This is a genomic window from Streptomyces sp. NPDC059649 (assembly GCF_042734445.1).
Lineage (GTDB): Bacteria > Actinomycetota > Actinomycetes > Streptomycetales > Streptomycetaceae > Streptomyces.
In genome coordinates, this window is sequence record NZ_JBHWDV010000049.1 from 1 (window position 1) to 13,144 (window position 13,144).

Annotated in this window: 8 protein-coding genes; 4 read left to right on the forward strand and 4 right to left on the reverse strand. The window is 73.8% G+C overall.

Going from position 1 to position 13,144, the window contains the following annotated elements; genetic code table 11:
- The coding region (locus ACFV1J_RS33100) for a hypothetical protein (protein ID WP_385864359.1) at nt 1-302 on the forward strand (302 nt) is incomplete at its 5' end.
- 176 nt (nt 303-478) lie between these two features.
- Here ACFV1J_RS33100 and ACFV1J_RS33105 read toward each other — a convergent pair.
- Nucleotides 479-1,039, reverse strand: a complete 561-nt coding sequence (locus ACFV1J_RS33105; protein WP_385864361.1) for a MarR family winged helix-turn-helix transcriptional regulator — start codon at nt 1,037-1,039, stop codon at nt 479-481.
- Between the two features lie 199 nt (nt 1,040-1,238).
- Here ACFV1J_RS33105 and ACFV1J_RS33110 point away from each other — a divergent pair, with 199 nt between their 5' ends.
- Nucleotides 1,239-2,543 (forward strand): MFS transporter, encoded by a 1,305-nt coding sequence (locus ACFV1J_RS33110; RefSeq protein ID WP_385864416.1) that lies wholly within the window; start codon nt 1,239-1,241, stop codon nt 2,541-2,543.
- A 125-nt stretch (nt 2,544-2,668) separates the two neighbouring features.
- On the opposite strand, the gene ACFV1J_RS33115 is transcribed toward ACFV1J_RS33110, so the two are convergent.
- Both ACFV1J_RS33115 and ACFV1J_RS33120 read right to left on the reverse strand, forming a co-directional pair.
- Nucleotides 2,669-4,480 (reverse strand): SpoIIE family protein phosphatase, encoded by a 1,812-nt coding sequence (locus ACFV1J_RS33115; RefSeq protein WP_385864363.1) that lies wholly within the window; start codon nt 4,478-4,480, stop codon nt 2,669-2,671.
- Nucleotides 4,481-4,791: 311 nt separating this feature from the next.
- Nucleotides 4,792-6,171 (reverse strand): NAD(P)/FAD-dependent oxidoreductase, encoded by a 1,380-nt coding sequence (locus ACFV1J_RS33120; RefSeq protein WP_385864418.1) that lies wholly within the window; start codon nt 6,169-6,171, stop codon nt 4,792-4,794.
- Between the two features lie 444 nt (nt 6,172-6,615).
- Here ACFV1J_RS33120 and ACFV1J_RS33125 point away from each other — a divergent pair, with 444 nt between their 5' ends.
- Both ACFV1J_RS33125 and ACFV1J_RS33130 read left to right on the forward strand, forming a co-directional pair.
- Complete coding sequence (locus ACFV1J_RS33125) at nt 6,616-7,509, forward strand: TetR/AcrR family transcriptional regulator (RefSeq protein ID WP_385864364.1); 894 nt, start codon at nt 6,616-6,618, stop codon at nt 7,507-7,509.
- A gap of 489 nt (nt 7,510-7,998) precedes the next feature.
- Nucleotides 7,999-10,191 (forward strand): sigma-70 family RNA polymerase sigma factor, encoded by a 2,193-nt coding sequence (locus ACFV1J_RS33130; RefSeq protein ID WP_385864366.1) that lies wholly within the window; start codon nt 7,999-8,001, stop codon nt 10,189-10,191.
- A gap of 319 nt (nt 10,192-10,510) precedes the next feature.
- Here ACFV1J_RS33130 and ACFV1J_RS33135 read toward each other — a convergent pair whose 3' ends face one another.
- The gene (locus tag ACFV1J_RS33135; RefSeq protein ID WP_385864369.1) at nt 10,511-12,607 is read right to left on the reverse strand and encodes an asparagine synthase-related protein; all 2,097 of its coding nucleotides are present in this window, start codon (nt 12,605-12,607) and stop codon (nt 10,511-10,513) included.
- Between the last annotated feature and the right edge of the window lie 537 nt (nt 12,608-13,144).

Genomic DNA, 13,144 nt, shown 5'->3' on the forward strand with positions numbered 1-13,144 from the left:
GGCGCTTCCCTTCGGTCTTGCGTTTCCGACTCTATCAGATCCTCGCGGTCCTGATTTTCGCCGGTGCGTTTCGGCCTTTCGGCTTCTTCGCGGTTCCCACCTTACCAGATCCGTTTCCGTCTCCGGCGCCCCGTGGGAGCGGGCTCGGCCGCTTCGCTTTCGCTTTTCGGCCTTTCCGACTCTATCAGATCTTGTTCGTTCCGTTGCCGGTCCGAATTCGTTTCCGATTCCCCGTCGGAGGGGGTTTTGCCGCGCCTTTCGGCGTGTTCACTACGTTAGCGGAATTCCTCGTCGACGCATAATCGCGTCGCGGTCCGAATTTCGGCATGCCGAAATTGTTCCCGGTGAGGGGCCGTGCAGTAGTGGTGTGCCGCGAGGCGGCGGAAGGGCTACCGCAGAACCGTTCCGGCGCTGTGGCAACTCGGAGGACACTACAGATCGGGGTGACCGGTGTCAACTCGCGTGGGTGGGGCGCTCATCAGTCGAGGTCGGTGAGGCGTCCGCCGGCGTCCGGCTGGGTTTCCTCCACCCGGCGCAGCAGGCGGGTGAGGACCTGGCCGAGGAGTTGACGCTCCTCACTGGAGAGGTCCTGGAGGAGGTCCTCCTCGAAGACCGAGGCCATGCGCATCGCGGCGAGCCACTTCTCGCGGCCCTCGTGGGTCAGTTCGACGATGACGCGGACGCGGTTGGTCTCGTCGCGTTCGCGGGTGACCAGTCCTTCGTTCGCCATCCGGTCGATGCGGTGGGTCATCGCGGCCGGCGTCAGGCCGAGGTGCTTGGCGAGTTCGCCGGGGCCCATCCGGTAGGGGGCACCGGAGACGACGAGGGCCTTGAGGACCTCCCATTCGGCGTTGCTCATGCCGAGGGTCGCGGTCTGCCGCCCGTAGGCGACGTTCATCCGGCGGTTGAGGCGCTGGAGGGCGGAGACGACCTGCTCGACCTGGGGGTCGAGGTCCTGGAATTCGCGCTGGTAGGCCGCGATCTGTTCCTCAAGGGACGGCTCGGCTGCGTCCGCGGCCGCATCGGAGGGCTCAGGCATGCGGCGCAGTATGACATGAAAGTGATTGGCGTTGAAGTACTTCTCCGTGTACTCTTTAGCTTCGAAGTTTAGTGCTGAAGTCTTCAGGGTGAGACCGTCCGGAAGTCAACCTTCCGGTTCGCGGGTCTCGCCCTGGTGTCTGTCCAGCTCCTTCGACTGTCCCTTATGTCGTCTGATGACTTGACCTAGGTAGGTGAGTGTGACCACCGCGATGGGCGCCGCGCTGCGCCGGATCCAGCTGGGGAACGCGCTGAGCGCGTTCGGTAACGGCTTCACGGTTCCGTATCTGTACGTCTATGTGGCGAAGGTGCGCGACCTTGGTGCCAGTACGGCCGGTGTCGTGCTGGCGATGCTGGCCGTGGCCGCGCTGGCCGTGCTGCCGCTGACCGGTCGGGCGATCGACCGCCGCGGCCCCCTGCCGGTGGCCATCGTCGGTACGGTCTCCGCCGCGGCCGGCTCCCTGGGGCTCGGCCTGTCGTCGACCGAACCGCTGGTCATCGCCTCGGCGGCCGCGCTGGGCGCCGGTATAGCGGTGATCCAGCCGGCCCTGGCGACGATGATCGTGTGGTGCTCGACGACGGTGACCAGGTCGCGGGCGTTCGCCACCCAGTTCTTCCTGAACAACCTGGGCCTGGGCGTCGGCGGCCTCGTGGGCGGCCTGCTCGTGGACGAGTCGCATGCGGCGAGCTTCGTGCGGCTGTTCGCCATCGAGGCCGTGATGTTCCTGGTGCTCGGCGCGGCGGTGGCCACCGTACGGCTGCCGCGGGTGCCGAAGGTCGAGGACGCGGTGCCGAGCGAGGAGCGGCCCGCGGGTGCCTGGCGGGCGCTGTTGGCCGACCGGCGGATGATGTCGGTCTGCCTGCTGGGGTTCGTGCTGTTCTTCGCCTGCTACGGGCAGTTCGAGTCGGGGCTGGCCGCGTATGCGACCGAGGTGACCCGAATACCGCCGGCCAGCCTGGGCATCGCGCTCGCGGCCAATACGGCGGCGATCGTGGCGGCGCAGTTCGTGGTGCTCAAGCTGGTCGAGCGGCGGCGGCGCAGCCGGGTGATGGCGCTGGTCGGCATGGTCTGGACGGTGGCCTGGCTGGCCGCCGGGCTGTCCGGGCTGGTGCACGGCGCGCAGGCGGTGGCGACGACGCTGTTGATCTCGACGTACGCGCTGTTCGGCATCGGTGAGTCGATGCTGTCGCCCACGGTGGCGCCGCTGGTGGCGGATCTGGCGCCGGCTTCGCTGATCGGCCAGTACAACTCGGCGTTCGCGCTGGTCAAGCAGCTGGCGCTGGCGGTCGGTCCGGCGGTCGGTGCCCTGATGGTGGGGCATGGCCTGTATGCCGCGTACATCGTGATGCTGGTGGTGTGCGCGCTGGGGATCACCGCGCTGTCGTTGCGGGTGGGCCGGATGCTGCGGCCCTGGCAGGACAACCCGCACCGGGTGGCGCCGGCCGCGGTGGTGCCCGCGGCGCGGGTGCCGGCCGAGGCGGAGTCGGTGGTCTGCGGGGCCTGAGGTCCTCTATGTGCCCGTCGGCCGCGGTCCCGTGGGGGCCGCGGCCGACTGCCGTTTGCGGGCGGCCCGTTCACGGCAGCCGTTCAGGCGCTCCGCCGGGAGGTCCGTTCCGCCGCGCGGGCGGATCAGCTCCCGGGCAGGGCGAACTCGCACCAGACCGCCTTGCCGCCGCCCGGTGTCCGGCGGGAGCCCCAGGACGAGGCGATGGTGGCGACGATCGAGATGCCGCGGCCGGCCTCGTCGGCCGGTTCGGCGCGGCGGCGGCGCGGGAGGTGGTCGTCCCCGTCGGTGACCTCGACGATCAGCCGGCGGTCCGTACGGCGCAGGCGGAGGCGCATCGGGGGTGTGCCGTGCTGGAGGGAGTTGGCCACCAGTTCGCTGGCCGCCAGGACGCCGAGGTCGTGCAGCTCCGGTGAGAAGCGCCAGGAGGCGAGCACGCCGGAGGCGAAGGCGCGGGCGCGCGGGGCCGCTTCGGTGCCGCCGTGGAGTTCCAGGGCGGCGTTGTGGAAGAGCTCGGCGTCGTGGCCGGTGCGCTCGGGGTGCTGGAGGACGAGGATGGCGACGTCGTCGTCATGGGTGGCCGTGATGCCCAGGGAGCGGAGCAGGCGGTCGCAGACGATGTCGGGCGGGCCGGCGGCGCCGGCGAAGGCGCGTTCCAGGGCGTCGACGCCGTCGTCGATGTCCTTGTCGCGGCGCTCGACCAGGCCGTCGGTGTAGAGGACGGCGCTGCTGCCGGGGCCGAGGGTGACGGACCCGGAGGTGTGCAGCCAGCCGCCGGTGCCCAGGGGCGGTCCGGTGGGCTCGGCGGCGCGGCGGACCGTGCCGTCCGGGTCGCGGACCAGGATGGGCAGGTGGCCGGCGGAGGCGTAGACCAGGCGGCCCTCGTTGGGGTCGTGGACGGCGTAGACGCAGGTGGCGATCTGGTTGGCGTCGATCTCGGCGGCCAGGCCGTCCAGGAGCTGCAGGACCTCGTGGGGCGGGAGGTCGAGGCGGGCGTAGGCGCGGACGGCGGTGCGCAGCTGCCCCATGACGGCGGCGGCGCGCACACCGCGGCCCATGACGTCGCCGATGACCAGGGCGGTGCGGCCGGCGCCGAGGGTGATGACGTCGTACCAGTCGCCGCCGACCGCGGCGTCGGTGCCGCCGGGCTGGTACGTCGCGGCGACCCGGAGGTCGTCGGGCTGCTCCAGTTCCTGGGGGAGCAGGGAGCGCTGGAGGGTGACCGCGGCCTCGCGCTGGCGGGCCTCGCTGGCGCGCAGTCGTTCGGCGGACTCGACCTGGTCGGTGACGTCGGCGCCGAAGACGAGGACGCCCTTGTGCGGGGCGACGCAGGCGACCTCGGGGTCGGGCGCCGGGCCGCTGGCGGCGACCTCGATGGGGGTGCAGGTGAAGGTGTAGTAGCCGTCGCGGGAGCGGTCGCCGCCGGCGCCGCCGGGGACCTTGCGGGACTTGACGGTACGGGGCTTGCCGCTGCGCAGGACCTGGTCCATCAGGGGGAGCAGGCCGAGCGCGTCCAGTTCGGGGAGGGCCTCGCGGGCGGTCTGGCCGGCCGGACGGGGGCCGAAGACGGAGGCGTAGGCGCCGTTGACGTAGGCGAGGAGGTGCTCAGGGCCGTAGACGACGGCGACCAGGGCGGGGATGGTGCCGAGGATGTCGTGGACGGAGAGCGCGTCGACGGTGGGCGACAGGGTCACGGGCGCGGCTTCCTGGGCGGACGCCGGGTCGGGGCGTTCGGCGCGGGCGGCGGGGACGGAGCCGGTGGTGGTGGCGGCCGTCAGGGCGGCCGGGGTGCCGTCCGCGGTCGGTCCGGTGGGCTCCGGGGCCGCGGTGGGCGGGGTGGCCGGTGTGCCGGCGGGGCGGGCGGCGGCGCGGTCGGACCGCGCGGCGGCGCGCCGCTGTGTGCCGGGGAGTTTGGCGCTCCAGCGCGTGAAGATCACGGAGGGGTACCTCTTACTTCGCGTCGTCGCGCGGGATCGGGCCGTCGGCATGGCGGGACCTCCCGGCGCCGGGCCGGGGGAGGGTCGGCTGGGGGCACTCTCGGCACCCTTTTGCGGAATGCAGCAAACGTCCAGAATCCTCGTAGTTGTCACTCTTTGCAGATACGAGCCCACCCATGGTCACACGTCCAGTGTGGCCGACCGGACGGACATCCGTCAGACGCCCGGCGGCCGGTATGGAGTTCCGGACTCCGCAACCACCGGCCGGTCCAGGGCTGACGTCACGTCAAAATTCCTGTCCCCACGGCGCGTCAGCTGGCTTCGTTGTGCCGGCCGGTGCCGGCGGCGAGTTCGAACTCGGCGCGCGGGTTCTCCAGCGAGCCCAGCGAGACGATCTCGCGTTTGAACAGGCCGGCGAGGGTCCATTCGGCCAGGATGCGGGCCTTTCGGTTGAAGGTCGGCACCCGTCCGAGGTGGTACGCGCGGTGCATGAGCCAGGCGGGGTAGCCGCGCAGCTTGCGGCCGTAGACGTGCGCGACGCCCTTGTGCAGGCCGAGCGAGGCCACCGAGCCGGCGTACTTGTGCCGGTAGTCCTGGACGGTGCCGCCGCACACCGTCGCCGCGACGTTCTCGGCGAGCACCTTGGACTGCCGGAGGGCGTGCTGGGCGTTGGGCGCGCACAGGGGGCGGGGCTCGTCGGGTTTGGCGGGCGGTTCGGCCGTCAGGTCGGGGACCGCCGCGGCGTCACCCGCCGACCAGACGTGTTCCACGCCGTCCACCCGGAGCGTGGCGGTGCACTTGAGGCGGCCGTGATCGGTCAGCGGCAGGTCGGTCGCGGCCAGGATGGGGTGCGGTTTGACGCCGGCGGTCCACACCAGCGTTCTGGTGGGGAAGCGGGAGCCGTCGCTGAGTTGGGCGACGCGCTTCTCGCAGGAGTCCAGGCGGGTCTCCAGCCGTACGTCGATGTTGCGGCCGCGCAGCTCCCGTACGGCGTAGCGGCCCATGTCCGGGCCCACTTCGGGCAGGATCCGGCCGGTCGCCTCGACCAGGATCCACTTCATGTCCTCGGGCTTGATGTTGTGGTAGTAGCGGACGGCGTAGCGGGCCATGTCCTCCAGTTCGGCGAGGGCCTCCACGCCCGCGTAGCCGCCGCCGACGAAGACGAAGGTCAGCGCGGCGTCGCGGATCGCCGGGTCGCGGGTGGAGGAGGCGATGTCGAGCTGTCCGAGGACGTGGTTGCGCAGCCCGATGGCCTCTTCGACGGTCTTGAAGCCGATGCCGAATTCGGCCAGGCCCGGAACGGGCAGGGTGCGGGAGACCGAGCCGGGGGCCAGAACCAGCTCGTCGTAGACCACCTCGATGGCGCCGTTGCCGGTCTCCTCCGCCGCCAGGGTGGCGATCGTCGCCCGGCGTTCGTCGTGGTTGATGTCGGTGACCTCGCCGACGACCACGGTGCACTGCGGCAGCACGCGGCGCAGGGGGACGACGACGTGGCGCGGGGAGATGGAACCGGCCGCGGCCTCGGGCAGGAACGGCTGGTACGTCATATACGGATCGGGATCGACCACGATCACCTCGATGGAGCCCTCCCGCAGCTGCTGCTTGAGTTTCCGCTGCAGGTGGAGGGCGGTGTACATGCCCACGTAACCACCGCCGACGACGAGAATGCGGGCCACGTTGTTCGAAGACACAGCCTTCACAGGGTTCTCCTCGCGGTGTCGACCGGGCCCGGGGCGGCGCCGATCCGGTGGCCGGCCGGCAGCGCGCCCACCCTCGGGTGCCACGCTCCCGGGAAAGCGCAGCACTGTTCCATGACGCACCGCCGCAGCGCCTTTGTCCACAGGCCCGTCGAAATGTATGACCAAGCGCTGCCCTGGGGACGGAGCCGCGCTTTCCGGGCCGGCGGGGCCAGCTGCGCTGGTCAGCGGGCGGGTGGCGGAAAGCGTACGGGGGCGTAATCCGGGCGGATCAGGCCGTTGGGCCGATCGGGGGGCGCACCGTGCGGAAGGCCCCCTTCAATCTTGACCCGGGCTCAACTATGTTCGTATCTCGCTGGGGTGCACCCTTTCGTCGGTGCGTCCCGGCAGTCAGGGCGGGGAGTCTCCGGGGGGAGACGTCATTACCGGGGGATCACTATGACCATTCAGAGCTCTCAATGGCCGACAGCTGTCGCCATGGCACACACCACCGACGGCGGCAACGGCAACGGTGGCGCGCACGGCAACGGCGGCCATCACAACGGGGGCGGCGGCACCGTCGGTGCCCATACGGGCGCGGGCGGACGGACCACACCGCTGCGGGTGGACGCCCAGCGCAATCTGGAACACGTACTGCGGGCCGCGCGCGAGGTCTTCGGCGAGCTGGGCTACGGCGCGCCCATGGAGGACGTGGCGCGGCGCGCCCGGGTCGGGGTCGGCACGGTCTACCGCCGGTTCCCGAGCAAGGACGTCCTGGTCCGCCGGATAGCCGAGGAGGAGACCTCCCGGCTGACGGACCAGGCGCGGGCGGCGCTGGGGCAGGAGGACGACCCGTGGTCGGCGCTGTCCCGCTTCCTGCGGACGTCGGTCGCCTCGGGTGCCGGACGGCTGCTGCCGCCGGGAATCCTGCGGGTGAGCGCGGAGGCTGACCGGGCGGACGCGGCGACGGACGGCCTCGGCGGGGCCCGGGTACCGCAGCAGCGGATGGCGCCCGGTCCGGACGGCGGGCCGGGCGATCTGCGGCTGGTCGAGCGGCACGGCGGGCCCGAGGACGGCCCGGCGACCGAGCCGGTGGCCGAGCTGGCGGCCGAGCCGGCGCCCGCACCGGTCGAGGTGACGAACGGCGCGGAGGCGCTGCTGGAGGTCGTCGGACGGCTCGTGGAGCGCGCCCGGGCGGCCGGTGAGCTGCGGCCCGACGTGACGGTCTCGGACGTCCTGCTGGTGATCGCCACGGGCGCGCCCGCGCTGCCCGACCCCGGTCAGCAGCAGGCCGCCTCCGCGCGGCTGTTGGAGATCCTGCTGGAGGGACTGCGCCCGCGGCCGGCACGGTGAGGTGAGGGGTGCGCTCCGGTCCGCTCCCGGTGATGTTGATGGTCCGGTCCTGGCGTGTTGACGGTCCGGCCCGGTGACGTTGGTGGTCCGGCCCGGTGATGTGGGCGGTCCGGCCCGGTGACGTTGATGGTCCGGCCCGGTGGAGTAGCCGGTCCGGTCCTGTGATGTGGGCGGTCCGATCCCGGCGTGTTCGCGGTCCGGCCCGGTGTGCCGTCTCCCGGGGTGCGGGAGACGGCGGGGCCGGACCACCGGGAGTGGTTCCGCCGTACGCACGGTGGCCTCGGCCCGCGTGTGGGATGTGGCCCATACGGGTTTGCCGCGCCGTATGACCCGATTGCGCCATATGGCCCGTACGGGTGAACGACCGTGCGGGCGGGCGGGCGCTCTCCTCGGATGAGTGGTTGACGGACGAGGCCCTGAGGTGCCGGCGCCCGATGTGGCACGCTTGCGCGGTATTCGGGTGTCACGGCGGCTTCGGGGGCCTCGGCGATGGGTGTTGACGGGCGGGACGAGCAACGCGACGGCGGGACCGGGCCGGGCGGATCCGGTACGTCGCCGTCCCCTCAGGTGCCTGGACAGGCCGGTCCGTTGGGGGCCACACCCCGGGCGGGCGGGCCGACCGGTCGGCATGCCCGCGCCGGCGGTCCCGCGGGCGAAGGCCCGAGCGTGCCGCCGCAGCGCGACGGTTCGAGCCGGGCGACGCCGCAAGGCGGTCCTGAGGGCGTCCCGGCCACCACGCGTCTCGAAGGCGTCCCGGCCACCACGCGCCCTGAAGGCGCCCCGGCCACCGCGCATCCCGAGGGCGTCCCGGCCACCGCGCGAGGGTCTCGGGAAGGGGGTCAACTCCCGCCGTCGGACGACCAGTTGATCGCCGGGATGCGGGCCGGTGACGACGGCGCGTACGAGGAGATGTACCGCCGGCACGCCGACGCGGTCCGGCGCTACGCCCGGCACTGCTGCCGGGACGAGCACACCGCCGAGGATCTGACCGGTGAGGTCTTCGCCCGGACTCTGCAGGCGGTGCGCGGCGGTGCGGGCCCGAGGACCGCGGTGCGCGCGTATCTACTGACGACCGTCCGCCGGGTCGCCGCCTCGTGGGCGAAGACCGCGCGGCGCGAGCAACTGGTCGAGGACTTCGCGGTGTTCGCGCTCTCCGCGGCCGGTGCGGCGCTGGACGACGACACCCTGGAGCTGGGTGCGGACGTGCACGCCATGCACGAGGCCGAGCAGTCGATGGCCGTGCGGGCGTTCCGCAGCCTTCCGGAGCGCTATCAGACGGTGCTGTGGCACACCACGGTCGAGGACGAGTCGCCGAGCGAGGTCGCCCCGCTGCTGGGGCTGACCGCGAACGCCACCGCCGTATTGGCGCACCGTGCCCGCGAGGGCCTCAAGCAGGCGTACCTGCAGGCCCACGTCAGCCAGTCGCTGACCGCCGGCGGGGACTGCGCGCGGTACGCCGACCGGCTCGGCGCATACGCCCGCGGCGGGCTGCGGATGCGGGCCGAGCGGGGCCTGCGCCGGCATCTGGACGGCTGTGCGCGGTGCCGTACCGCGGCGCTGGAGGTCGAGCACGTCAACGAGCGGATCGGGGCGCTGCTGCCGGTGGCGGTCATCGGCTGGTTCGCCGCCTCGTACGCCGTGAAGACGGCCGCCGCGGTGGCCGGGGTCGCGGGTGCGGCCGGGACCGGTGCGGCCGCCGCGGCCACGGGCGGTTCCAGTACGGCAGGCAGCGCCAGCAGCGCGGGCGGTTCCAGTACGGCAGGCAGCGCGGGCGGTTCCGGTACGGCAGGCAGCGCGAGCAGCGCGGGCGGTTCCGGTACGGCAGGCGGCGCCAGCAGCGCGGGCGGCGGCCTCGCCGGTGAGGGACTCGGTGCGCCGGTCAAGGTCGGCATCGGGGTCGGGGTGGTCGTGGCCGGGGTGACCCTCACGCTCGCGCTGGCCGGCGGCGACCCCACACCGGCGCCGCACCCGCGGGCCGCGCCGCACCGGCCGGCCCCGGCCGCGCCGCGCCATCCGTCGCCCGCCCCGGCGAAGCCGCTGCCACCGGCGGCCGGCGCGGCCCCGACCGCCCGGCCGACCCCGTCGCCCTCCCGGTCCGCCCACCCGGCCCCGTCCCGGCCGGCGCCCGCCCCGACGACGGCCACCCACCCGCCGTCACCGACCACGCCTCCGGCCACCCCTCCGACCTCCCCTCCGGCGCCCACCCCCGAGCCGTCCCGGCCCCGCCCGGAGCCACCGCGGCCCGCCCCGACCCCGTACCAACTCGCCGCGCTCGACCACGACTTCATGGGTGACGGCAGCAAACCGGAGGTGCGCACCCTGGGGAGCGGCTGGCTGTGGCAGCGCCGGTCGCCGAGGATCGCCGGGACGACCTATGCGCACGGCGCGACCATGCACGCCGGGTCGTCGGTCCTCATCGACCTCAACCGGCCCTGCACCTCCTACGACGCCGTGGTGGGCGTCGACGACCTCAGCATGGGGATCGGCGCCCTGCGCTTCTCCGTGTACGCGGACGGCGAGCGGCTCTGGCGCTCCGCGGTGGTCCACGGCGGCCGGTCCGCCGTCCCGGTCCACGTCCCGCTGACCGGCCACCGGACCCTCCGCCTCGTCGTCGACCCCGCGACGCCACTGGACGCGGTGGCCCTGGGCGACTGGGCCGAGGCCGACATCAACTGCCGCTGAGGACAGCGAAGGCGGCATCAGCTGCCGCTGAGGACACCGGCGGCGCGACCGCACGCGGATCGGGCACCGGGATCGCTCAAGCGGAGCCGGCTGAAGGCGCACGCGGATCGGCTGAGGCGGCACGCGGGATCCGGCTGAGGCGTACGCGGCTCCGGCTAAAGGCGTACGCAAATCGGCTCAGGCGTACGCCCACGGCGCGCATGAGGTCCTCCCCGCGGTCGTATGCGCGGCCCAGCCCGGCACACAGGCCGCGCGCCCAGGGGGCGGGGCGAGGGGGCTGCGCACGACCCGGTGGGCGGGGCCGGCCGCAGGCGCACGCTCAGGACAATCGGGCGCGCGGAACCACTCCGCCGGCGACCGCCTTCTGGCGCGGCGCCTCCGCCCCCGTCCAGCAGCTGCCGCGGCGGGCGACCAGGCGGCGCAGCCACAGTTCCGTGGCGACGAGTTCGGCCAGCCCGTCCAACGGGAGCGCGGCGCCCTCGGCCGCCGCCCGGAGGGCCGTGCGGGCCACCCGCGCTTCGATCAGGCCGGCGTCGGCCAGCAGGGGTGCGTCGAAGAGCTGCACCAGGTCACCGACGGCACCGCGCAGCCCGGCGCGTACCGCCGCGGCGTGGGTGATGTGCGAGGTCGCGCCCCAACCGGGCGGCAGGTCGCGGACGCCCGCGCCGGCCAGTACGGAGCGCAGTACGGCGGCCCGTGCCCCCGGCTGCACCCGGAGCGTGTCCGGCAGGGCGCGGCAGGCGAGCACCACCTGGTTGTCGAGGAAGGGCGCGTGCAGCCGCTGACTGCGCACCTCGGCGGCCTGCTCGAAGACCCGGTGGTCGGCGGCCTGGCGGGCCAGCGCCGCACGGGCCCGCCGCTCACCGGGGCGTCCGACCGCGGCCGTACGGGCCGCCGCCTCGCTGAGGCGAACCGATACTTCGGCCAGTGCCTCGCCCGTCAGCCAGCGCGCCGCGGGCCCGGGACGGCACCAGGTCAGCGCGGCCAGCGAGGCGTCCACCGCCCCGCCGGTCACCGGTTCGTCGGCGAACTGCCGCTCCAACAGGCGGCGCGCGGCCTCCGTGATGCCCTCCGGGTACGGCGTACGGGCGAGCCGTCGCGCGGCCCGGTAGACGGTGAACGGCACCAGGACGGACTGGGCGGACGGGCCGTCGGCCTTCGCCAGCGCGGTGACCGGCCGCAGCAGATGGCGCCGGCGGCGGTCCATCAGGAGGTCGGCGAGCCGGGCGGGGTGCGCGTCGAGGACCTGCCGGGCGCCGTGTCCGACGAAGTGGTCCGCGCTGCCGGCCAGCAGGCGGCGCCGGTGGCGGCTCGCCACCGTCAGGGAGGGCCCGGGCTCGTCCGTGAGCGGGCCGCTTTCGAGGTCGGCATACGGGAGGGCCTCTTCCCCGGCGGCGACGACGACGTGGTGCAGCCGCGGGTTGTCGGCGATGCTGCGGGCGCGCTCCAGTTCGGCGTCGTGGTGGGCCCGCGCGCCGTTGGTGGCGCGGTCGTTGAAGGTGACGGCCAGCAGGCGTTCGCCCTGGCCGTTGAGGCGTCCGGGGCGGCCGGGCAGACCGGCGGCCAGCAGGGCGAGGGTTCCGGACGCGCTGCCTCCGGAGAGGTCGGCGCCGACGCCCGGGGCCGGCGCACCACGTGCCGCGCGCCGCTCGGCGGGCCCCATACCGGGCACCGGGCCGGGGTCGAGGCCGTCGAGCCCGTCCGGGTCGGGGGCGTGCCGGGGGACCGCGAGCCGGGCGCGGACGGCCTCGACGAGCGCGTCCCGGACCCCGTCCACGGCCTGCTCCGGCGGGAGTTGGGGCGCGGCGACGGCGAGCGAGGCGGTCGGCTCGTAGGAGGTGATCTCGCCGGCGCCGCCGCGCAGGATCAGGGCGTGGCCGGGCGGGATCCGGCGGACGCCCTCGTACGGGGTGCCGGCGCCGAGCGCCTCGGGGGCGTCGGGGCAGGCCAGCAGCGCGGCGAGGTGGCCGATGTCGAGGCTGGCCTCGATCAGGTCGGCGAGCGGGAGGGCGGCGGTGGCGTAGGCGGTGCCGCCCGCCCACGGGGTGTGGAAGACGGGGCGGGCGCCCGCCAGGTCCCCGGTGACGGTGATCCGCCGTCCTATCTGGACGACCGCGGTGTAGCTGCCGGACCAGGCGGTGAGGTGCCGCAGTGCGCCCCCACGCGCCGCGTACAGGCCGACCCGCAGCTGGTCGTCGGTGGCGCCGCAGATGCCGAAGACGGCGAGCCGGGTCTCGGGGTCGGCCTGGACGACGCGGACCTCGTCCGGCCGCCAGTCGCCGACCGCCCACAGGGGGTCCGGGTCGCCCCAGAGGAGGTGCGCGCCCACGGGGAGGACGGTGCGGCTCCCGAGACCCTCCGGGTCCGCGGCGGACGGCCTCGTGGCGGCACTGCTCCACCCCACCAACCAGCGCATGCCGCCTCCACCCGAATTCCCCGCGCGCCGGGGCCAACGGCCGCCCCGTACAGCGGATTGCCAAGCTGTCGCCGAGCTGTAGCAGCTGCCATAGTCGTTGTGACGGCGCTGCCGCCCGTAGTGGCGACCATGCTGCCATGACAACGGCGCGGCGGAGACGCCGGAGCGGGACGTATACGGGCAGTTCACGGCGGACGGCGAGCGACGGACACATACGGTGGACGGGCACGCCCGCGGTGCGGTACGGCGCCACGCTTGCGCAAGCCCGCCAACTGGACATGCCGCATTGCCACTTGATCTGCGGTGGCGTCAACTCGCCCCCGGTAGGCCCCCCGTGTGGCCCCCGAGGCGTCCGAGCGATGCTCGCCGGCGCTCACGAAAGTGCCGCGGCGCGAAACCATCGCCCGTCGATTTTCAGCCAAAGTCCTTACCGCACAGGGAAGTTGACACCTACGGACCTCATGTCAACCGGCGGCACGCTCCTACGGCGGGCGACCTGTGCGACGGTCCGGGAGGCGGGCTACGCCTCCCGGACCG